The sequence below is a fragment of the Streptomyces europaeiscabiei genome, from assembly GCF_001550375.1.
Lineage (GTDB): Bacteria > Actinomycetota > Actinomycetes > Streptomycetales > Streptomycetaceae > Streptomyces > Streptomyces europaeiscabiei.
The window spans coordinates 1-21,676 of sequence record NZ_LRTR01000056.1 but is presented as its reverse complement, the minus strand read 5'-3'; the positions used below and the strand labels follow the sequence as shown (position 1 = coordinate 21,676).

General features: G+C 70.4%; 16 protein-coding genes and 2 pseudogenes. 11 read left to right on the top strand and 7 right to left on the bottom strand.

Annotated features, from left to right (window positions below):
• The 3 genes from AWZ10_RS02665 to AWZ10_RS02655 form a co-directional block, all read left to right on the top strand.
• Window positions 1–644: ADP-ribosylglycohydrolase family protein (locus tag AWZ10_RS02665; protein ID WP_167365911.1), on the top strand; the 644-nt coding region annotated here is incomplete at its 5' end.
• 98 nt (window positions 645–742) lie between these two features.
• The gene (locus AWZ10_RS02660) at window positions 743–1,048 is read left to right on the top strand and encodes a 4a-hydroxytetrahydrobiopterin dehydratase (protein ID WP_046703039.1); all 306 of its coding nucleotides are present in this window, start codon (window positions 743–745) and stop codon (window positions 1,046–1,048) included.
• A gap of 4 nt (window positions 1,049–1,052) precedes the next feature.
• Window positions 1,053–1,793, top strand: coding sequence for a class I SAM-dependent methyltransferase (locus tag AWZ10_RS02655; RefSeq protein WP_046703040.1), 741 nt, complete (start codon window positions 1,053–1,055; stop codon window positions 1,791–1,793).
• 49 nt (window positions 1,794–1,842) lie between these two features.
• On the opposite strand, the gene AWZ10_RS02650 is transcribed toward AWZ10_RS02655, so the two are convergent.
• Window positions 1,843–2,343 carry a hypothetical protein gene (locus AWZ10_RS02650; protein WP_046703041.1) on the bottom strand — a complete coding sequence of 167 codons (501 nt, stop codon included), beginning with the start codon at window positions 2,341–2,343 and terminating at the stop codon, window positions 1,843–1,845.
• 39 nt (window positions 2,344–2,382) lie between these two features.
• Between AWZ10_RS02650 and AWZ10_RS02645 the strand changes: the two genes are divergently transcribed.
• Window positions 2,383–3,405, top strand: a complete 1,023-nt coding sequence (locus AWZ10_RS02645; RefSeq protein ID WP_060890351.1) for a helix-turn-helix transcriptional regulator — start codon at window positions 2,383–2,385, stop codon at window positions 3,403–3,405.
• Between the two features lie 37 nt (window positions 3,406–3,442).
• Complete coding sequence (locus tag AWZ10_RS02640) at window positions 3,443–5,308, top strand: rhamnogalacturonan lyase (protein ID WP_046705879.1); 1,866 nt, start codon at window positions 3,443–3,445, stop codon at window positions 5,306–5,308.
• Window positions 5,309–5,366: 58 nt separating this feature from the next.
• Here AWZ10_RS02640 and AWZ10_RS02635 read toward each other — a convergent pair whose 3' ends face one another.
• The 3 genes from AWZ10_RS02635 to AWZ10_RS02625 all read right to left on the bottom strand — a co-directional run bounded on the left by AWZ10_RS02635 (window position 5,367) and on the right by AWZ10_RS02625 (window position 12,201).
• Window positions 5,367–6,281 carry an endonuclease/exonuclease/phosphatase family protein gene (locus AWZ10_RS02635; RefSeq protein ID WP_060890350.1) on the bottom strand — a complete coding sequence of 305 codons (915 nt, stop codon included), beginning with the start codon at window positions 6,279–6,281 and terminating at the stop codon, window positions 5,367–5,369.
• Window positions 6,282–6,468: 187 nt separating this feature from the next.
• Window positions 6,469–9,144, bottom strand: coding sequence for a cellulose binding domain-containing protein (locus AWZ10_RS02630; protein ID WP_060890349.1), 2,676 nt, complete (start codon window positions 9,142–9,144; stop codon window positions 6,469–6,471).
• A gap of 141 nt (window positions 9,145–9,285) precedes the next feature.
• On the bottom strand, window positions 9,286–12,201 hold the full coding sequence (locus AWZ10_RS02625) for a glycoside hydrolase family 48 protein (protein ID WP_060890348.1): 2,916 nt from the start codon (window positions 12,199–12,201) through the stop codon (window positions 9,286–9,288).
• A gap of 379 nt (window positions 12,202–12,580) precedes the next feature.
• On the opposite strand from AWZ10_RS02625, the gene AWZ10_RS02620 reads away from it, so the two are divergent.
• The 5 genes and pseudogenes from AWZ10_RS02620 to AWZ10_RS53410 all read left to right on the top strand — a co-directional run.
• A complete protein-coding gene (locus tag AWZ10_RS02620; RefSeq protein ID WP_046705875.1) occupies window positions 12,581–14,293 on the top strand; it encodes a glycoside hydrolase family 6 protein in 1,713 nt (570 codons plus the stop codon).
• Window positions 14,294–14,474: 181 nt separating this feature from the next.
• Window positions 14,475–15,071, top strand: coding sequence for a dihydrofolate reductase family protein (locus tag AWZ10_RS02615; RefSeq protein ID WP_046705874.1), 597 nt, complete (start codon window positions 14,475–14,477; stop codon window positions 15,069–15,071).
• A 126-nt stretch (window positions 15,072–15,197) separates the two neighbouring features.
• Window positions 15,198–16,112: a class I SAM-dependent methyltransferase gene (locus AWZ10_RS02610; RefSeq protein WP_060890347.1), complete on the top strand. Its 915-nt coding sequence runs from the start codon at window positions 15,198–15,200 to the stop codon at window positions 16,110–16,112.
• A 114-nt stretch (window positions 16,113–16,226) separates the two neighbouring features.
• On the top strand, window positions 16,227–16,928 hold the full coding sequence (locus AWZ10_RS02605) for an SDR family oxidoreductase (RefSeq protein WP_046705872.1): 702 nt from the start codon (window positions 16,227–16,229) through the stop codon (window positions 16,926–16,928).
• A gap of 70 nt (window positions 16,929–16,998) precedes the next feature.
• Window positions 16,999–17,216 (top strand): annotated as a pseudogene (locus tag AWZ10_RS53410) (gluconokinase); the annotation flags it as partial.
• 171 nt (window positions 17,217–17,387) lie between these two features.
• Here AWZ10_RS53410 and AWZ10_RS02600 read toward each other — a convergent pair.
• Entirely contained in the window at window positions 17,388–18,224 is an 837-nt protein-coding gene (locus tag AWZ10_RS02600; RefSeq protein ID WP_046705871.1) for an aldo/keto reductase, read from the bottom strand.
• 232 nt (window positions 18,225–18,456) lie between these two features.
• On the opposite strand from AWZ10_RS02600, the gene AWZ10_RS02595 reads away from it, so the two are divergent.
• Complete coding sequence (locus AWZ10_RS02595; RefSeq protein ID WP_046705870.1) at window positions 18,457–19,239, top strand: hypothetical protein; 783 nt, start codon at window positions 18,457–18,459, stop codon at window positions 19,237–19,239.
• Between the two features lie 135 nt (window positions 19,240–19,374).
• Here the strand turns inward: AWZ10_RS02595 and AWZ10_RS02590 are convergent, their stop codons facing one another.
• Entirely contained in the window at window positions 19,375–21,201 is a 1,827-nt protein-coding gene (locus tag AWZ10_RS02590) for an AMP-dependent synthetase/ligase (protein WP_046705869.1), read from the bottom strand.
• A gap of 312 nt (window positions 21,202–21,513) precedes the next feature.
• Window positions 21,514–21,676: pseudogene (locus AWZ10_RS53405) on the bottom strand (LysR family transcriptional regulator); the annotation flags it as partial.

Genomic DNA, 21,676 nt, shown 5'->3' with positions numbered 1-21,676 from the left:
TGTCCGGCCTCGCCAAGCCGTACCGGCCCGAACCGGCCGTCCCGCCGGGGCGGCCCGGCCCCGTCAACCCGGACTCCAAGGGCTGCGGCACGGTCATGCGCTCGGCCCCCTTCGGGCTGGCCCGCGTGCCCGCCGAGACCGCGTTCGAGCGGGCCGTGGTGTCGGCCCGGATGACCCACGGCCACCCCACCGGCTACTACGCGGCCGGTGCCCTCGCCGCGATCGTCGCCCACCTGGTGGCCGACGAGTCCCTGGAGGGCGCCGTGCTCCGCTCGCTGCGGCTGCTCGCCCGCCACCCCGGTCACGAGGAGACCACCACGGCCCTGACCCGCGCCCTGGACCTGGCCGGCGAGGGCGCCCCGACCGCCGAGAAGCTCGAATCCCTCGGCGCCGGCTGGGTCGCCGAGGAGGCCCTCGCCATGGGCCTGTACTGCGCCCTGGCCACGCACAGCGTCACCGAGGCCCTGCTCCTCGCCGTCAACCACTCCGGAGACAGCGACTCCACCGGCTCCCTCTGCGGCAACCTCCTGGGCGCCCACTACGGCGACCACGGCCTGCCCCAGGAGTGGGTGGCGGCGACGGAGGGCCGCGCCGTGATCACGGTGCTGGCGGACGACTTCGCGGCGGAGTGCGTACGGATCTGACGCTCGCAGAGGTGCCTGACCAGGGACTCGGCGGCTCGGCTGTGGCAGTCTGAAAGGGACCGCACGTCACGGAGGGGACGTCCCGGAAGGAGTGGGCCATGCCCGTCGAACCCCTGTCGCAGAAGGAGATCGAGGACCGGCTCGCGGAACTGCGCGGCTGGTCGCTGGACGAGGGCCGGATCGCCCGCTCCTACCGGCTGGGCTCGCACTTCGCGGCGACCGCGCTGGTCGTGCACATCGCCCAGACGCAGGAGGAGCTGGGCCACCACAGCGACCTCACCCTCGGCTACGACACGGTGTCGCTGACCGTCAGCACGCACAGCGCGGGCGGCGCCGTCACCGAGAAGGACTTCGAGCTGGCCCGCAGGGTGGAGGCGCTCGCGCCCGGCCACGGGGCGAGCTGAGGCGGTGCTGGACTACGACAAGGAGGCCGGCGACTACGACGCCCTGCGCGGCGGTGAGCCCCGGGCCGAGGCCGCCGCCCGCGCCGTGCTGGGCCTCGTCCCCGAGGACACCCGCCGACTGCTCGACATCGCCTGCGGCACCGGGATCGTGACCCGGCGGTTCGCGGCCGCGCGGGACGGGATACGGGTCACGGGCCTCGACCTCACCCACGCGATGGCGAGCCGGGCCGCCGTCCGGCTGCCCGGCTCCGTCGTCATCGGCGACGGCCGCCGACTCCCCTTCCGCGACGGGGAGTTCGACGCCGTCACCAGCGTGTGGCTGCTGCATCTGCTGAGCGGTGCCGAGGACGTACGGGCCGTGGTCGGCGAGTGCGCCCGCGTGCTCCGCCCCGGCGGCGTCTATGTCACCACCGTCGACAAGGGTGCCTCCCACAACGTGGGCAGCGACATCGACGCCGTGCTGGCCCCACGCCCCAGGGCCCCGGCCATGGACCCCGCGGCGGCCGTCGAGACGTACGCCGACGAGCACGGTCTGCGCGCCGCCGGACAGGCCCGCTTTCCGGGGCGCGGCCAGGGCCGCAGCCCCCGCCGCACCGTCGCCGATCTGCGCCGCGGTTGGTTCGTCACACTCCCGCCCGGCGATCCGCTGGCCGACGACTACGCGGTACGGCTCGCGGCCCTCCCCGACCAGGACCGGCCACGCCCGGACCCGGAGTTCAGCCTGCGGGCGTTCCGCAAGCAGTGAGAGCGGCCGGTGGCCGGGACACCGTCGGCCGCGAGGACGTACGGGCCGCTCACGCGGGGTGTCCGGTGGCGCCGGCCGTACCGGTGGTTCCGGCGGGCAGGGAATCGGCCACGTACGCGTCGAGGTCGGGTACTTCGGGGGCGAGGACGTGCCGCACCCAGGCGTCGCGTTCGTGCTGGATCGGCGGGAGTTCCCAGACGCAGCCGATCCACGGCCGGTCGGTGGTGACGAAGTGGGTGGGGTCGCCGTCGGGGCAGCCGAGCACCGGCTGGCCCGCCGCCGCGCCGCCGAAGTGGAGGACGTTGTCCCACACCCAGCTGTACGCGTTGAGGTAGGCCCCGCTGTCGCCGCCCCGGTGCAGCACCACGAAGGTCGCGGGCGGCGTCGTCCCGTCCGGCTCGGGCAGCAGCTTCGGGAGGATCGCGTACGCCGCCCGAGCGACCTCGGGCGCGATGCCGGCCGGGTCGGCGGTGACGTGATAGCGCTTGATCCACCGACCGGCCACCTCGATGGGCGGCGGCACGGTCAGCAGTTTCTCGGTGAAGGGCATGGCGGCACGCTAGGGCCGCTTCACTGACATCCTGTGTCAGTGAAAGCCGGCCGACTCGTCTCGATCCTCCTGCTGCTCCAGACCCGGGGCCGGATGACGGCCGCCCAGCTCGCCGAGGAGCTGGAGGTCTCCGTCCGCACGGTCTACCGGGACGTGGAGGCGCTGGGCGCGGCCGGGGTCCCCCTGTACGGCGACGCGGGCCACGCCGGGGGCTACCGCCTCCTCGACGGCTACCGCACCCGCCTCACCGGTCTGACGAGGGACGAGGCCGAGGCACTGTTCCTCGCGGGCGCCCCCGGCCCCGCCGCCGAACTGGGCCTCGGCGCGGTCCTGGCCGCCGCGCAGCTGAAGGTGCGTGCCGCCCTCCCCGTCGAGCTGCGGGCCCATGCCGACCGGGTGGCCGGGCGCTTCCACCTGGACGCTCCCGGCTGGTACGCGGAGGGCGACGCCACCCCGTTCCTGCCCGCCGTCGCCGGTGCGGTCTGGAGCGGCCGGGTCCTGCACGTGCTCTACCGCCGCTGGGCCGAGCCGACCGAGGTGCGCCGCCGCCTCGAACCGTACGGCCTGGTCCTCAAGGCGGGCCGCTGGTACGTGGTCGCCGGCCCCGGACCGCGCACGTACCGCGTCGACCAGATCCTCGAACTCGACTCCTGCGAAGAGGAGTTCACCCGCCCGGACGGCTTCGACCTGGCCGCGTACTGGACGGCGTACCAACGTGACTTCCACGCCCGGCTGCGGCGGGGCGAGGCACTGGTCCGGCTGGCGCCGGGCGTGACCCTGCCCAGGGCCGTGCGGGTCGACGGGGACACACGGGGCACCGGGGACACAGGGAGCGGCGGGTGCGGCGGGGGCAGAGGCGACGGCGGGGCTCCGGGGGACGACGGCTGGACCACGGTCAGCGTGCCCATCGAGTCGGTCGAGCACGCACACGGTGAGTTCCTGCGGTTGGGCGCGGGCATCGAGGTGCTGGAACCGGCCGAGCTGCGCGGGAGGATCGCCCGGACCGTGGCCGAACTGGCCGAAAGGTACGGCAACGTGGCCGGGACCGGCGGCGACCGATAGTGCGGAACCCGTCCGTCCTTATCTGGAGGTTCGTCACGTGCAGCACCCGCACAGGCACCACAGACGCCGAGCTCTGCGCTCGCTGGTGACAGCGGCCCTCGTCGCCGCCGGACTCACCACGTTCACCGGCACGCCCGCCCAGGCCGCCACCGCCCGCCAGGTCGAGCGCCTCGACCGGGGCGTGGTCAGCGTGCACGTCGACAGCGGCAATCTGGTCAGCTGGCGCTGGCTGGGCACCGACCCGGGCGACGTGTCGTTCAACGTCTACCGGGCCGGTGCGTTGGTCAACGCGACCCCGGTCACCGGCTCCACCAACTACTTCCACTCCGGCGCCCCCGCCCAGGCCGACTACACGGTCCGCGCGATCGTGGGAGGCGTGGAACAGGGCGACTCGGTGCACGCGGTCCAACTCCGCACCGGCTACAAGGACGTACCGATCAGCGCGCCCGCCGGCGGGACCACCCCGGACGGCGTCGCGTACACCTACGAGGCCAATGACGCCTCCGTCGGCGACCTCGACGGCGACGGCGCCCTGGAGTTCGTCCTGAAGTGGCAGCCGACGAACGCCAAGGACAACTCCCAGTCCGGCTACACCGGCAACACGATCATCGACGGCGTCAAGCTCGACGGCACCCGGCTGTGGCGCGTCGACCTGGGCCGCAACATCCGTTCCGGCGCGCACTACACGCAGTTCCAGGTGTACGACTACGACGGTGACGGGAGGGCCGAGATCGCGGCCAAGACCGCGGACGGCACGGTCGACGGGGCGGGGACGGTCATCGGCAGCTCCTCCGCCGACCACCGCAACTCCAGCGGCTACGTCCTGTCCGGCCCCGAGTACCTGACCATGTTCAACGGCCGGACCGGCAGGGCCATGCAGACCGTGGACTACGTCCCGGCCCGTGGCACGGTCTCGTCGTGGGGCGACTCCTACGGCAACCGCGTGGACCGCTTCCTCGCCGGGACGGCGTACCTGGACGGTGCCCGCCCCTCCCTGATCATGGCGCGCGGCTACTACACCCGCAGCGTGATCGCCGCCTGGGACTGGCGGAACGGCTCCTTCACCCGCCGCTGGACCTTCGACACCAGCTCCTCCACCAACTCCGGCCGCGGCTACGACGGGCAGGGCTCGCACAGTCTCTCCGTCGGTGACGTCGACAACGACGGCAAGGACGAGATCGTGTACGGCGCGATGGCCGTGGACGACAACGGCAACGGTCTGTGGACCACGAGGACGGGCCACGGCGACGCCCAGCACCTGGGCGACCTCGACGCGTCCACCTCCGGCCTGGAGTACTTCAAGGTCTCCGAGTCCACGTCGCAGCCCGCCGAGCTGTACATCAACCCCGCGAGCGGCGCGGTCCGCTGGCAGCTCACCGCCTGCTGCGACAACGGCCGGGGAGTCGCCGGGGACATCTACGCGGGCAACGACGGGCCCGAGATGTGGTCCGCCTCCGACAGCTCAGTCCGCGACGAGGCGGGCGCGACGAAGGGCCGCGAGCCCTCCTCCGTCAACTTCCTGTCCTGGTGGGACGGCGACCCGGTCCGCGAACTCCTCGACGGCACCCGGATCGACAAGTACGGCACCTCCTCGGACACCCGTCTGCTGACCGGCTCCGGGGTCTCCTCCAACAACGGCACCAAGGCCACCCCCGCGCTCTCCGGGGACATCCTCGGCGACTGGCGCGAGGAGGTCGTCTGGCGCACCAGCGGCAACACGGCCCTGCGGATCTACTCGACGCCGATCGAGACCGGCACGAAGATCACGACCCTGCTGCACGACCCGATGTACCGCACGGGTCTGGCCTGGCAGAACACGGCCTACAACCAGCCCCCGCACACCAGCTTCTTCATCGGCCACAACATGCCGACGGCGCCTCGGCCGACGGTGTACACGCCGTAGGGAACCGGTCCGTGGGCGGGCGGCGGCCCGGCCCGCCCACGGACTCCGGGCCAGGTCCTCAGCCCAGTGTCAGCGACGCCTGCACGGGCAGATGGTCGCTGGGGAACTGGCCGTTCGACGCGTAGGTGTTGATGGCCGCCCGGTGGGCCGTGGTGCCGGGCCTCGTCAGGATCCAGTCGATGCGGTCGCCGCCCGGGGTCAGCGGATGGTAGCCGTGGAACGTCGCGTAGAGGTCGCCGCGCTCCGCCGCCGTGTCCCAGGTGTCGACGAGTCCGGCGCCCAGCATCGTGTCGTAGACCGCGTTGCGGTGGGCCGCGACATTGAAGTCACCGGTGACGACGAGGGGGAGCGACGGGTCGAACCCGGCGACGCGCCGGGCGATCAGGGCCGCGGCGCGCTCGCGGGCGTACTGGCTCGCGTTGTCGAGGTGGGTGTTGAGGACGTAGAACTGTCTGTCGCCGTCCCGCAGATCGCGGAATCTGACCCAGGTGACCATACGGATGGAGCCGCCGCCCCAGGTGTTCGATCCGGGCACGTCCGGGGTGTCGGAGAGCCAGAAGTGCTGGTACTCGACGGGCGCGAGCCGGCGGGTGTCGTAGAAGACCGCCATGAACTCGTCCCGGTTGCCGCCCGCGCGTCCGGTGCCGATCCAGCGGTAGTCCGGTCCGAGGTCGGTCTCGATGTCGAGCAGTTGCCGGTGGAGACCTTCCTGGGTGCCGATGACATGGGGTGCCTCCTGCCGCAGGAGTGCCCGCATCACCGGCCTGCGCACGGCCCAGCTGTTGGGCCGGGTGGTGTTCGCGTAGCGCAGATTGAACGACATGGTGTCGAGACGGGGGGCGATGGCGGGTTCCTCCTCCGCCGCCGCGGCGGGTTCGGCGGACAGTCCGGCGTGGGACAGGGGTAGCAGAACCGCCGCGGCGAGGGCGGTCTGCAGGCTGAGGCGACGCGTGACTCGGCTGTGGTTCGGCACGGGGGCTCCTTCTGCGGCGGCTTCCGGGCGAGTCGTGCGCACAACAGTGTGGAACGGCTTTCCATGTTAGGCATGAACATGTCGATGTATCGAGATGTACGGCTCGTAGATCGCAGACACATCGGAGCATTCGAAGAGGGCGCGCGCCCGACCCAGGCGCGCGCCCTCGCCTCGTCCTGCGTGGGTGTCAGGTCACCGCGCAGGACTGGTCACCGAGTTTGAACGCGGCCGGTTTCCCGTTGGTCCCCGACCAGCTTCCGGTGAAGCCGAAGCTCACCGACGAACCGGCCGCCACATTGCCGTTCCAGCCGATGTTCCTGGCCGTGACCGCCGAACCCGACTGTGTGTGGGCGGCGTTCCAGAGCTGCGAGACGCTCTGGCCGTTCGGGAAGGTCCAGCCGAGGGACCAGCCGGTCCACGCGCTCGTGCCCGTGTTGGACAGCCGCACGTCCGCCTGGAAGCCGCCCGACCACTCGCTGGTGACCTTGTACGTCACCGCGCAGGCCCCCGTCGGCTCGGGCTCGGGATCCGGATCCGTACCGCCGCCCCCGCCGCCCGTGTCGGAGGAGTCGCCGTAGACGACCCCGCGCCCGTTCGTCGACACGTAGACCCGCCCGTACACCCTCGGGTCACCCGTGATCGCGGCACCCGTCCAGCCCCACTGGTGGGCGTCGTCGTTGATCCGGGTCCAGGTCGCGCCCTTGTCGGTCGAGCGGAAGATGCCGCGTACGCCGCCGATCCTGGCGCTGGTGTAGAGGGTCTGGTACGAGGCTCCGGCCGCCGCCTTGCCGAAGCCGATCGTGTCGGCCTGCTCGACGCCCGGGAGCTTGGTCCAGGTGGCGCCGCCGTCCGTCGAGTGCCACAGACCGTAGGCGCCGTCGGCCGCGCCGCCCGCCAGCCACACGTCACCCTTCGCACCGGGCAGAGCCTTGAAGCGCACGCTGTCGCCGCTCGGAAGGTTGGTCGCGTTCGAGGCGGTGAAGGTGGCGCCGCCGTCCGTACTGACGTAGAACTTCCCGGACTTGAAGCCGTAGAAGGCTTTCGGGTCGACCCGGTCGGACTCCACGATCGCGTCGGCGGGAATGCCGCTCGACGCCGACCACGAGTTGCCGAAGCCCGTCGCGTACCGCACGCCCGTGCCCGCCGGGCTCCACACGAACCGGCTGCCGTCCGCGGCCGCCGCGACCGTACCGCCGCCGCTCACGCCCGACGGGTCGGTTCCCGCGAACCAGTTGGCGCCGTTGTCCGTGGAGAAGGCGATGTGCGGGCCCGAGTCCAGATTGCCGACCCGGACGACCGTGTTCGGGTTGGACTCCGCGTAGTCCAGGCTGGTCGTCGTCGTGAAGTTCGGCTGGGTGAACATCATCGACGGGACCTTCGTCAGATCCGTGTGCCGGAAGCCGCCGATGTCACCGAGCGCGCTGAGCAGTGGGGCGCCGGACGGGGGCGAGGCCAGATCGTTGACCGCCGTCTCCTCCAGGCCCTGCACCATCGGTTTGATGGCGAACTGGCCGCCGCTGTCCCAGTTCCCCAGGTTCTCCGTGCCGTAGATCGTCGCGCCCGTCCCGTACATCATCCGGCTGGAGTTGAACGGGTCGATCTCCAACGCCTCGGTCATCCAGCCGAGTTTGGGGGTCTGCTCCGGCGGTGACGGGTTCGCGCCCCACGTCAGCCAGGGAGAGGAGGAGACATCCATGGTGAAGCGGTTCGCGCGGTTCGGATAGGACGTGTAGTCCCACGCCTTCGTCCAGGTGGCGCCGCTGTCCGTCGAGCGGAAGATCTGCGTGTCCGGCCACCAGGAGCTGTACGCCGTCGCCATGACCGTGCCCGGATCCTGCCGGTCGACGGTCAGCCCACTGAAGCCGTAGTACGTGTCGGCCTCCGCCACCGGGCTGATGTTCGTCCAACTGCCCGTCGCGGTCGCGTACCGCCACAGCTGGCCCTTGCCGCCGTCGTACGGCCCGCCCTTGTCGCTGTACGACAGATACAGGTGGCCGTTCGTCGCGTCGAGGACTCCCTTGTGGGCCAGATACCCGGTCGGCTGCCCGGCCACCCGCGACCAGGTCGCCCCCGCGTCCGTCGAGCGGTAGACGGCGTTGTCCTTGTCGGCGACCCCGACGTAGAGGGTCCTCGTCGCGTTCTGGGACGTGCCGGTGGTCTCGTCGAAGGTGACCCAGACGATGCCCTGGTTGTCACTGGAGTACCCGCTCGTGTCGGACGGATCGGCCACGTAGTTGCCGACGTTCGGGAAGTTCGTCACCTGTGACCAGGTGACCCCCGAGTCCGTGGACCGCCACAGCCCCTTCCCGCTCGGCGCGCCCAGATACAGCACGCTGTTGCGGTTCGGGTCCACGGCCAGGCGCTCGCCCATGCCCCGGCCCGGCATGTTCCCGCCCAGCTTGAACGGCAGGTCGGTCTTCTGCCAGCTCGCGCCCCGGTCGGACGAGCGCAGGATCGCGCCGTTCCCCGGGTCCCAGCTGTTCGTGTACGTACCGGCCGCCACGTACACCTTGTTCGGGTCGACCGAGTCGGAGGCCAGGCTCACGACACCCGTGTGCCCCCAGTCGTCCCAGCCGACCGAGTCGAGCAACGGCGTCCACGTCTTCGACGCCTCCACCCAGCGATAGGCTCCGCCGATGTCCGTGCGGGCGTACGCCAGGTTCCGCTCCTTGCGGTTGAAGACGATGCCGGGCACGAAGCCACCGCCGTCGATCCGGGCGTTCTTCCAGGTGTAGGAGTCGGCGGCGATGGACACCGACTTGTCGGCCTTCTCTGCCTTCTCGGCGGCCAGCGCGGGTGGGGATCCGGCGAGAAGGCCGGCCGCGAGAGCCAGGACTGTGGTGAGGATGCGGGTTCTTCGCACCGTGGGGGGTCCTCTCCTGACGAGTGGGGGGAAGTTCTCAGAAAAGGGCACAGCACCCCGCGCCCTTGAAGGGGCGCGGGGAACTGCGCGACCGGCCACAGACGGCCGTCAGCCTTCAGCCGTCATACGGCCTCGGTGGCTCTATTCCAGGAGCTCCGCGTACGAACCCATGGCCAAGGCGATGTCCGCCTGAGCCCAGAACCGGTGATACGTGAACGAGGGCGCGGCGCCACCGGCCAAGTACGCCTCGATCTTCGACCAGGCCGGATCGTCCTCGTAGAACGACCGGATCGAATCGAAGGTGGACGACGAGTTGATCGTGTCCCCGTTCGGCATCGTCCCGGTCCACCCGCTCGGCACGTACACCCGGTCGTCGAACCGGTTGTAGTCGGACCGGGTCTCCGAGACGGCGATCCCGAGCCCGTCCTGGTGGTGGTCCCACATGCCGTCCAGCAGCGCCTTCGCGACCCGGGCCGCGTCGGCGTCACCGGAGCGGTCGGCGTAGTACGTCAGCGTCTTGGCGTACGCGGCCGCCACGCCCACGTCGTCGGTGTAGTCGGCGACGGTGACATGAAGTCCCGCGTTAGCGCCGGGACTTGACGCGCTCCACGTGTCGGGCGCACCGGACCACTGCAGCGTGGACGGAATCCGGTAGGTGCCGTCCGGGTTGATCGTCGTCTTGGAGAGCGCCCAGTCGACCCACTTGTCGAGGACGGTCTTCGCGGCGGCGTTCCCCGTCTGCTGGTAGTACTCGGCGACCCGCTCCATGGACCACGCCTGGAAGCCGAACCACTGGTTGGACGGCGGGTCGTGGTACACCGGCTTCTCGTCGTAGAACATGCCGTAGAAGGTCGGCGTCCCGGCCGGGGGAGTGGCGTACCGCCCCGCCCAGCTGTTGGTGGCGCCGCCCGCGATGCCGCCCTCGTTGGACTGCAGCCAGCGGTAGAACTCGATCTGGCGGTCGAGGGACTTGGCCCAGTCCGCCTGCCCGGTCGTCGACTTCGGCTTCAGCGGGGCGTAGTTGGAGAGGGCGTACGCGGCCAACGGGTTCTGGTAGCCGCCGTGCGTGTGGCTGGAGCCGATCCGCCAGGCCCAGCCGGCGTTGGTGTCGGTGGCGCCGCCCCACGCGTAGTACCAGTTGAGCAGGTAGTGGGAGGCGTCCTTGCCGGTGCCCGCGGGGCAACTGGTCGGCCCCACACAGTTCCCGATCTTCTTGAAGTACTTGTCGTACATCGCGTAGCGCAGATAGTCGCCCATCTTCGCGGCCTTGCCGATGGTCGCGGAGACATCGGCGCCCTTGCCCTGTTCCTTGGCCCAGATGTCCGCCCAGTACGCGGCCTGCACGGCACGCGCGTCGGCGTCCGGCGCGTTGGTGAACTTCCACTGCTTCGAGTACGACGCGTCACCGGTGAACAGGTCCAGGTACCCGTTCCTGCCGCCGTACTTGAACTGGTCGCAGGTGGGCTGCGGGACGGTCTCCCACACGGACTCCTGCGGCCCGCGCTGGAAGGTGTTGATGTACGACGGTCCGGTGTCGGCCGGGCCGGCCTCGCACTTGCCGGGCGAGTTGCCGTAGCCGTAGACGTTGTCGACGTCCTGCAGCCAGTGCATGCCGTAGACGTCGTCCGTCCCGTATGCGCTCTTCAGCTCGGCGGCGATGGGGTCCGAGCCGACCGAGACACCGGTGTTGAGCTGCGCCGGATACTCGTTGGGCGTGTCGTGCTCGGGGGCGTACGTCGCCGGCTTGGAGGCGTTGTAGAAGGAGTTGGTCGGCTGGTCGGCGTGGGTCGGGATCATGAACTTCTCCATGATGTCCCAGGCCCCGTTGAACTTGGACCAGTCGCCCGTCACCTTGCCGTACATGGCCTGCAGCCACAGGAGGTAGCTGTACGCCTCCGAGGTGGTCTCATGACCGTGGTCCGGCGCCTCGACGATCAGCGTCTCCACCGAGTGGTACGGGATGCCCTCGGGGGAGAAGTAGCCGTTCGCCGGGTTGGTGATCTTGCCGTACATCTCCAGGAAGCGCTCGTCGTACGTGCTCGACGCGGCCAGCTGGGTCACGGTCACCGAGGCCTTGGCGTGGCCCGTGGCCGTCGAGTCGAAGACCGCCGAGCCGGTGCCGGAGGCGTTGGCGCCGATGGTCACCTTCTGCGCGGTGTTCCAGTTCGACGACGTGAAGGTCAGCGACGCGCCGCCCGTCACGGAGAGCCCGGTGTTGCCGGACGCCCGCGCGGTCGCCACCGTCACGTTCCCCGACGGCTGTGTGGAGAGTTTCACGTCGTAGGTCCCCGACTGGCCCTGGCGCACGCCCAGTTGGGTCGGCGAGACCACCACGGCGGGACCCGAGGCGACCGTGATGCCGACGGGCGTCGAGTTCGCCGAAGCGCCCAGGCTGTCGTACGCCTTGGCCACCAGAGAATGACTGCCCACGGCCAATCCCGTGGCCGAGTAGGTGTACGGCGAGGTCGTGTCCGTGCCCAGCAGAGTGGTGTCGTCGTAGAACTCGACCTTCGTGACCGTCGCGTTGTCCGCAGCGGCGGCGGTGGCCGCCATCGGCACCGCGGTGCCCTGCGAGTACACCGCGCCCGGCGCCGGGCTGGTCAGCACCGTGATCGGCGGCTGGTGCGCGCCCACACACGTGGTGCCGTTGATGGCGAAGTTGGCCGGTGCGGCGTTCGTACCGCTGTACGTGAACTGGGCGCCGGTGGTCACCGCGGCCCCGACGGCGATCGTGCCGTTCCAGGACGCGTTCTTCGCCGTCACGGCCTTGCCGGACTGCGACCAGGTGCCGCTCCAGCCGTTGCTGAGCGTCTGGTTGCCCGTGTAGGCGTACGACAGGGTCCAGCCGTTGATGGCCTCCGTGCCGCGGTTGGTGATCGTCAGCTCGGCGGTGAAACCGGAGCCCCAGTCATTGGTCTTGTAGTCGACGTTGCAGGCGACCGCTGCGGCACTCGCGGGAGTCGATCCGGTGCCGAGCATCGTCAAGGGGAGGGCGAGGGCCGCGACCACGGCCGTCCACATGCGCCGCGAAGCACGGCGTCTCCGTCTGGGGTGCATGCTCTGGTTCCTTCCGTGCGGCTCTAACGAAGGTGGGGGCGGAGCAGCAACAACAAGCCTTGAACCAGTGGGAGCGCTCCCATATTGAGGAGGAGGGCCCTGGGGGTCAAGGTGTTTGAAGAGTCGAAAAGATTCGATCAGGGCGAAAAGATTCAGCGAGCGCAATAACGCAACACCTCTGTCTTTTACCGTCACTTGGCGCTACCTTCACCAGCACCAGTGGGAGCGGTTCCACCAGTCGACGCGTACTTCCCAGACGTGTCCGAGCTGCGAGGGACGCTCAGAGCACACCCCCAGCGTTCAGGTCTTTTACTCGCCTCGGCGACAGCGCGACGACTCCTCCTCGTACACCCCACTACGGAAGAGGAAACCCGCACTCATGAGCCGTACCAGAACAGCACTCCTGGCTGCGTTGGCGTTGGTCGCCGGCGCCGCCGGACCCGCCATGGCCGCCGTACCGGACGACGCCGGCGTCCAGGCGATCCCCTGCACCGTCGACTACAAGGTGCAGAACCAGTGGTCCACCGGCTTCACCACCGCCGTCACGATCACCAACAACGGTGCCGCGAAGTCGTCGTGGGCCGTGAAGTGGTCGTACGCCGGCAACCAGCAGGTCACCAGCGGCTGGAACTCCCGGATCACCCAGAGCGGTACGGCGGTGACCGCCGCCAACGAGACGTACAACGGCACGCTGGCGACCGGCGGTTCGGTCAGCTTCGGCTTCCAGGCCTCCTACAGCGGCACCAACGCCCTGCCGGCGACCTTCACGCTCGACGGCGTGACCTGCAACGTCGATGACGGCGGCGGTGGCCCCACCGACCCGGACCCGGGCACGCCGGGCACCAGGGTGGACAACCCCTACTCGGGCGCCAAGGTGTACGTGAACCCGGAATGGTCCGCGAACGCCGCCGCCGAGCCGGGCGGCAGCCGGATCTCCAACCAGCCCACGGGAGTGTGGCTGGACCGCTCGGCAGCCATCGCGGGCACCGGCGGGAAGATGGGCCTGCGGGCCCACCTCGACGAGGCGCTCCGCCAGAAGGGCTCGGGCGAACTCGTCGTCCAGCTGGTGATCTACAACCTGCCCGGCCGTGACTGCTCCGCCCTCGCCTCCAACGGCGAGCTGGGTGCCACGGAGATCGACAAGTACAAGACGCAGTACATCGACCCGATCAAGGCGATCCTCGGCGAAGCCAAGTACGCCGGCCTGCGGATCGTCACCACGGTCGAGATCGACTCGCTGCCCAACCTCGTCACCAACACCGGCAGCCGTCCGACGGCCGTGCCGCAGTGCGATGTGATGAAGGCCAACGGCAACTACGTCAAGGGTGTCGGCTACGCGCTCAACAAGCTGGGCGACGTCGCCAACGTCTACAACTACATCGACGCCGGCCACCACGGCTGGCTCGGCTGGGACGACAACTTCGCCCCCTCCGCCGCCATCATGAAGGAGGCGGCGACCTCCGAGGGCGCCACGGTGAACGACGTCCACGGCTTCATCACCAACACGGCGAACTACAGCGCGCTGAAGGAGAACAACTTCTCCGTCAACGACAACGTGGCCGGCAAGTCGGTCCGCGAGTCGAAGTGGGTCGACTGGAACCGCTACGTCGACGAGCTGTCCTTCGCCCAGGCCTTCCGCAACCAGGCCGTCACGGCCGGCTTCAACTCGAACGTCGGCATGCTGATCGACACCTCCCGCAACGGCTGGGGCGGCACCGCGCGGCCCACCGGACCGGGTGCGACGACCAGCGTCGACACGTACGTCGACGGCGGGCGCTACGACCGCCGCTTCAACACCGGCAACTGGTGCAACCAGTCCGGAGCCGGTCTCGGCGAACGCCCGAAGGCCGCTCCGGCGACGGGTATCGACGCCTACGTGTGGATGAAGCCGCCGGGGGAGTCCGACGGGGCCAGCTCCGCCATCCCGAACGACGAGGGCAAGGGCTTCGACCGCATGTGCGACCCGACGTACACGGGCAACCCGCGCAACAACAACAACATGTCCGGTGCCCTGGGGAGCGCGCCGCTCTCCGGGCACTGGTTCTCCGCCCAGTTCCAGCAGCTGATGCAGAACGCGTACCCCGCGCTCTGAGTCCGCTCGGGTGAGCCGGTCCGCCAGGGGTCAGTCACACTTCCCCCACCCCCTGGCGGACCGGTGGCATGTCCGTGTGAGCCACGTCACGATGAGGGAGGTGGGCGGGTGCGATGAGTTCCGGGCGGCGCGGCGGTCTTCATCGCCGTAAGCCCGTGACAGGACGAGAAAAGAGAACCCCATGCGCATCGTGATCTGCGAGTTCATGAGCCTGGACGGTGTCGTGCAGGCGCCCGGCGGTCCCGACGAGGACACCGACGGCGGGTTCGCCCACGGCGGCTGGACGCACCCGTTCTTCGACGCGGAGGTCGTGGGGGGTGCCTGGGACGCCGCGCTGGAGAAGGCCGACGCGCTGCTGTTCGGGCGCCGCACCTGGAAGGCGATGGCCGGGGCGTGGCCCGACCGGGCGGGCGATCCCTTCGCCGACCGGATGAACTCCCTGCGCAAGTACGTCGTGTCCGCGACGCTCGCCGACTCCGAGCTGACCTGGGCGAACACCACGCGGATTCCGGGCGAGGAGGCCGTCGCCCACATCCGTGAGCTCCGTGAGGCCGACGGTGGCGACCTGCTCGTCATGGGCAGTCCGACCCTCGCCCGCACCCTCCTGAGCGAGGGCCTCGCCGACGAGCTGGTCCTGATCGTCATGCCGGTCGTCCTCGGCGGCGGAAAGACGATCTTCCCCGGCGACGGCGCCAAGCGCACCCTGGAGCCGGTCTCCACGACCACCAGCGGCACGGGTGCGAACGTGTGCGTCTACCGGGTGGCGGACCAGGGCTGACTCGGCGCTGGATCGGCACCGCGTCGGCTGGATCGGCACGGCGGATTTGCCGTTACGGCAAAGGAAGTGGCCGTTCTCCGGTGCGTCGGAGCAAGCTGACGGCACCCGGAAGAGAGGCTCACCGTCATGGGACAGCACCACCACGGCCAGGGTCGGCACGAGCAGGGCCACGACCACGGCCACCGTCACGGCGGTCACGGCCACACCGACATCGACTGGGCCGAGCTGGCCGAGCACCTGGAGGGACAGGCGGAGCTGTTCGCGCCGCTGAACCGGCAGGCCGCCGCCTGGGTGGCCGCCCGGCAGCCCGAACCGGGGCTGATCGTCGACGTCGGCAGCGGCCCGGGGGTGGTGAGCTGTCTGCTGGCCGAGGAGTTCCCCGGCGCCAGGGTCGTCGCCCTGGACGGCTCCGGGCCCCTGCTCGAGCGGGCCCGCGCCCGTGCCGAACGCCTGGGTCTCGCCGACCGGTTCGACATCGCGGAGGCCGAACTGCCCGACGGTCTGGACGACCTGGACTACCCCGTCGACCTGCTGTGGGCCAGCCGTAGCCTGCACCACCTCGGCGACCAGCGCGCAGCCCTCGCCGCCTTCGCCGAACGCCTGGCCCCCGACGGCACGTTGGCCCTCGTCGAGGGTGGGCTGCCCAGCCGGTTCCTGCCGCGTGACATCGGCATCGGCCGCCCGGGACTGCAGTCCCGGCTCGACGCGGCGGAGGACCGGTGGTTCTCCGAGATGCGGGCCGCGGTGCCCGGCAGCGTCACGGAGACCGAGGACTGGCCGGGGCTGCTCACCGCCGTCGGCCTGCGTGACGCCACGTCCCGCACCTTCCTGCTGGACGTCCCGGCCCCCGTCCCCGAAGCGGCCCGCGCCTACGCCGTGGCCCAGTTCCAGCGCGGCCGGGGAATGCTCGCGGACCTCCTCGACGCCTCCGACCTCGTGACCCTCGACCGGCTCCTCGACCCCGACGACAAGGCGAGCCTGTACCACCGCACGGACCTCTTCGTCCTCGCGGCCCACACGGTTCACGTGGCCCGGCGGTGACTTCCGGCCGGGCCCCGGCCGTCGGCGGCGCTTGACTTCGAGAGCGCTTCAAGTGGTGGACTCCACCCGTCGGCCGGATCCGAACCGGCCGATCCGAGTCAAGAGGGGGTAGCCATGTCCGAAGCTCCGGTCGCGCTCATCACCGGCGGCGGCACCGGTATCGGAGCCGCGGTCGCCCGGCAGTTGCTCGGCCACGGCCACCGGGTGGCCGTCACCGGGCGCAGGGCCGAGCGGTTGCGCGCGTTCGCCGCCGAACTGGGCGATCCGGAAGGGCTGTTGACCATCCCGGGCAACGCGGCCGAGTACGCGGACGTGCAGGCCGCGGTGGACGCCACGCTGAAGGAGTTCGGGCGGATCGACACCGTCCTCGCCAACGCCGGGTTCGCCACCCACGACACCGTCGCCGAGGGGGACCCCGCCGGGTGGACGGAGATGGTGCTGACCAACGTGCTCGGCCCGGCCCTGCTGATCAGGGCCGCCATCGACGCCCTCAAGGAGACCCGGGGCCGGATCATGCTGGTCGGCAGCGTCGCCGGCTTCATCCACGGGCCCGGCAACATCTACGGGGCGACGAAGTGGGCGGTGACGGGACTCGCCGAGAACACGCGGAGGCAGGTCACCGAGTGGGGAGTGGGCGTGACTCTGATCGCGCCCGGCCGCGTGGAGACCCCGTTCTGGGACAACTACGGAAGCCTTCCGCCCGGCCATCTCCTCACCGCCGACCAGATCGCCGACTCCGTGGTCTGGGCGATCCGCCGGCCGGCCGGGGTCGACGTCAACACCGTGGTCGTACGCCCGATCGGCCAGCCGGTCTGAGACCAAGCCCGCCCCCGAGGGGGGTACGGCCAGGTCCGGACCGCAACCGCGCCGACCCGGACGGGGGACGGCGGCCGGGACACCGCTGGACGACGCGGACCGGAGGCCGTGGCCGGACGTCATCGGCGCGTGGGCGCACGGCCGGGACGGGCTCGGCGGGGTGGCCGGCTGTTCCGCGGTGAAGCGCGTGTACCGGGACCGGCCGCACGGGCCGCGGCGCCCGGAGTCGTGATCGTGCACCTCGACGGTGACCGTGTGCTCATCGAGGACCGGATGTCCCACCGGCAGGTCACGCCCGTCCCGGACCGGGACCGCACTCACCCCGGACGGGACACCCGGCCACGGACCTGGGAAGCGGCACTGCCCGGACGCACGAGACCGCCCGCCGGGACTCGTCCGGCGGGCGGTCTCCGCTGTCTTGGTGCTCTCGGCGAGCAGGCGTCAGCCGTGGGCCCGCTCTCAGGCCTGGTTGAACGTCGCCGGGTCCGGACCGATGCGACGGTCCTCGTTCAGCGCGCTGATCGCGGCGATGTCCTCGGTGTCCAGGGAGAAGTCGAAGACCTCGATGTTCTCCTTGATGCGGGACGGGGTCACGGACTTGGGGATGACCACGTTGCCCAACTGGAGGTGCCAGCGCAGGACCACCTGGGCCGGGGTGCGGCCGTGCTTCTGCGCGATCGCGATGACCGCCGGGACCTCCAGGAGCCCCTTGCCCTGGCCGAGCGGCGACCAGGCCTCGGTGGCGATGCCCTGCTCCGCGTGGTACTCGCGGGCCGCGAGCTGCTGGAGGTGCGGGTGCAGCTCGATCTGGTTGACCGCCGGGATGACGTTCGTGGCCTCGATCAGCGTGTCCAGGTGCTCCGGAAGGAAGTTGGAGACACCGATGGCCTTCGCGCGGCCGTCCGCGTAGAGCTTCTCGAACGCCTTGAACGTGTCGACGAACGTCCCGCGGGCCGGCAGCGGCCAGTGGATCAGATACAGGTCCACGTACTCCAGGCCGAGCTTGTCCAGGGACTCGTCGAAGGCGCGGAGGGTGGAGTCGTAGCCCTGGTCGCTGTTCCAGAGCTTGGTGGTGACGAAGAGGTCCTCGCGGGCCACGCCGGCCGTGGCGAGGGCCTTGCCGGTGCCCTTCTCGTTGCCGTAGATCGCGGCCGTGTCGATGCTGCGGTAGCCGGCCTCCAGCGCGGTGGTGACCGCCTGCTCGGCCTCGTCGTCCGGCACCTGCCACACGCCGAAGCCCAGCTGGGGCATCTCGACGCCGTTGTTCAGGATGATCGGGGGGACCTTGCTGCTCACGAGCTCTCGATCCTTAGGTCGGTCGGTTGGTACTTCCCATCGTCAACGATCACGGCGCGCGATGCATTCCTGAGCGGACCGCTCGCGCCCCGAATCGCAGATTGGCCGGAAACGGATCCGGCGGTTCAAGAGTATCGGTCTGGACCATTGACCGGACACGGTCACGCGTGGAGTCTGTTCCTGCCGGGTCGCGCGTCGGTGAATTCTGGTCACATACGTGAATGGATGGCTCATGACCCCCACGCGAAGGAACCTCCTCGGTGCCGCGCTCGGCGGCACCGCCGCGGCCGCGGCCGGGCTGCCGGCCCCCGTCGCGCACGCCGCCTCCTGGCAGTTGAAGTGGTCCCCCTCGGCGAGCACCGACGGGCTGCGCGCCTTCGAGACCCTGGAGGACGACCGCGCCGACTCGCACACGTCCGCCTCACCGCACATCCACGCCACCGGCGACACCTGGCGGTTCGACATGCACACCGTCGACCGGGACACCTCCACCGACCGCCAGCGCCACGAGGTCACCGGCCTGCGCACGGGCAGTGGCTTCCTCCGCTGGACCGAGGGCCAGACCTGGCGGGTCACCTACGGGATGTACCTGCCGAGTTCGCTGAAGGCGACCACCAGCTTCACGCACATCATGCAGATGAAGCAGCCCGGCGCGGGCACCTCGCCCCTCGTCGTGCAGTCGCTGCGCCGGGTGAACGGTGAACAGACCATCGAGCTGAAACTGCCGATCGACAACATCCTCGTCGGCCGCACCGACCTGGCGCCCCTGCACAACTCCTGGGTCGACGTCGACTTCCGGGTCGGGGTCGCGGGCGGCTCCGCCGGTTCGGTGCGCTGGATCCTCAGGAAGGGCTCGACCACCCTCATCGACGTCTCCCGCGCGGGCGTCGACACCTTCCTCGCCGACCGGCTGCGCCCCAAGTGGGGCATCTACCGCTCCCTGGGCGACACCTCGGGTTCCCTGCAGAACTGCCACATGCTGCTGCGGAACCTGCGGGGCTACCAACTGGTCTGACCCCGGAGGCGAGTCCGGCCGACGGGACCGGGCGGGCGCACGCCCGGTGCGGTCCCACTCCCGGTCCCGCCTGATGTGCTCCCACGCCCCGTCCTGCCCGGTGGGGTCTTACGCCCCGTCCTGCCCGGTGGGGTCTCACGCCCGGTACAGCGCCTCCACCTCGGTGATGTACGCCTTCTCGATCGCCTTCCGCTTCAGCTTCAGCGACGGCGTCAACAGCCCGTGCTCCTCGGTGAACTGGTGCGCGAGGATCCGGAACGTACGGATCGACTCGGCCTGCGAGACCAGGGTGTTGGCGGCGACCACCGCCCGCCGCACCTCGGTCTCCAGCTCCGGGTCGCGCACCAGCTCGGCCGGCGACAGCTTCGCCTTGCCGTGCATCTGGAGCCAGTGCTCGACGGCCTCCCCGTCGAGGGTGACCAGGGCGGCGATGTACGGACGGTCGTTGCCGACGACGATGCACTGGGCGACCAGCGGATGGTCGCGCACCCGCTCCTCCAGGATCGCGGGCGAGACGCTCTTGCCGCCCGAGGTCACCAGGATCTCCTTCTTGCGCCCGGTGATGGTGAGATAGCCGTCCTCGTCGAGGGCGCCCAGGTCGCCGGTGGCGAGCCAGCCGTCGTGCAGGGTCTCGTCGGTGGCCTTCGGGTTGTTCAGGTAGCCCTGGAAGACATTGGGGCCGCGCAGCCAGATCTCGCCGTCGTCCGCGATGTGCACGGTCATGCCCGGGATGGCCTGGCCGACCGTGCCGTACCGGGTGCGCTCGGGCGGGTTGGCCGTCGCGGCCGCCGTGCACTCCGTCAGGCCGTACCCCTCGAAGATGTGGACGCCCGCGCCCGCGAAGAACAGCCCGAGCCGCCGGTCCATCGCCGAGCCGCCGGACATCGCGTACTTGATCCGGCCGCCCATCGCCTCGCGGATCTTGCCGTAGACGACCTTGTCGAAGAACTGGTGCTGCATCCGCAGCCCCGCCGACGGGCCGGGCCCGATGCCCCAGGCCCTCGCCTCCATCGCGTCCGCGTACTTCACGGCGACCTCGACGGCCTTCTCGAACGGGCCGGCCCTGCCCTCGCGCTCGGCCTTGCGTCGGCTCGCGTTGAAGACCTTCTCGAAGATGTACGGCACCGCGAGGAAGAAGGTCGGCTGGAAGGCGGCGAGGTCGGGCAGCAGGACGGCCGCGTTGAGCTGCGGCTGATGTCCGAACTTGACCTTCCCGCGGATACCCGCGACCTGCACCATCCGCCCGAAGACATGGGCGAGCGGCAGGAACAGCAGCGTCGCCGCCTCGTCGCCCTTGCGGGACTTGAACAGCGGCGCCCAGCGCTCGATGACCGTGTCCGCCTCGACCATGAAGTTGGCGTGCGAGATGACACAGCCCTTGGGCCGGCCCGTCGTGCCGGAGGTGTAGATGATCGTCGCGACCGACTCGGGCGTCACCGCCCGCCGGTGCCGGTGCACCACCTCGTCGTCGAGCTGTGCGCCCGACTCGTACAACTCCTGCACCGCGCCCACGTCCAGCTGCCAGAGCCGGCGCAGCTGGGGCAGCCGGTCGATGACCGTGGCGATGGTCATCGCGTGGTCCTCGTGTTCGACCATGGCGGCCGTGCACTGGGAGTCGTACAGCATCCAGAAGACCTGCTCGGCGGAGGAGGTCGGGTAGACGGGGACGACCTGGGCGCCGACGGTCCACAGCGCGTAGTCGAACAGGGTCCACTCGTAGCGCGTACGGCACATGATGGCGACCCGGTCGCCGAACCGGATGCCCTGCGCCAGCAGCCCTTTCGCCAGCGCGAGGACCTCGTCGCGGAACTCGGCGGAGGTCATGTCGCGCCACTGGCCCTGCTCGTCCTTACGGCCGAGCGCGATGTATGTCGGGTCCTCCTGGGCGTACTCGAAGACGACGTCGGCCAGGCCGCCCACCGGCGGCGCCGACGCCAACGGGGGGTTGGTGAACTCGCGCAAACCCGCTCCTCGTGGCGCTCCGCACAGCGCGTGAAAGCTACCTCACCGGGAGAACGGACGGGAGGGTTGTGAAGGGGGCGCATTGGGATGGATGACGCGCGTCGGTGCCGAAAAACCGACGCAGATGGGGAGGTCTCCGGCGCGATGCCTGACGCCGCAGTAAGTTCCGGGAGGCGATCTCCACTGAATCCGCACGCTCCGGTTACGGTGCGCGTTCCTTTGCGCACGGTCTGGCCTGGGGAAACGCGAACACCGCTCACGTCTGACGCGCCGGTGGGGACGGGACGCCGACACGAGGATGGCCTTCTCCCGTCACACCCCTCGCGCACGGCCGTGGAGCCGGTCGCCACCGGAGAGGATGGCGGCCGCGAGGGCGTCGGCGGCGCCCGCCGCCGCTCCCGGGCGGCGGCCGTGGACGAGGACGAAGTCGACCTCGCCGAGTTCCGGCAGCCCGGCCCGCTCCGGGACGCGGACC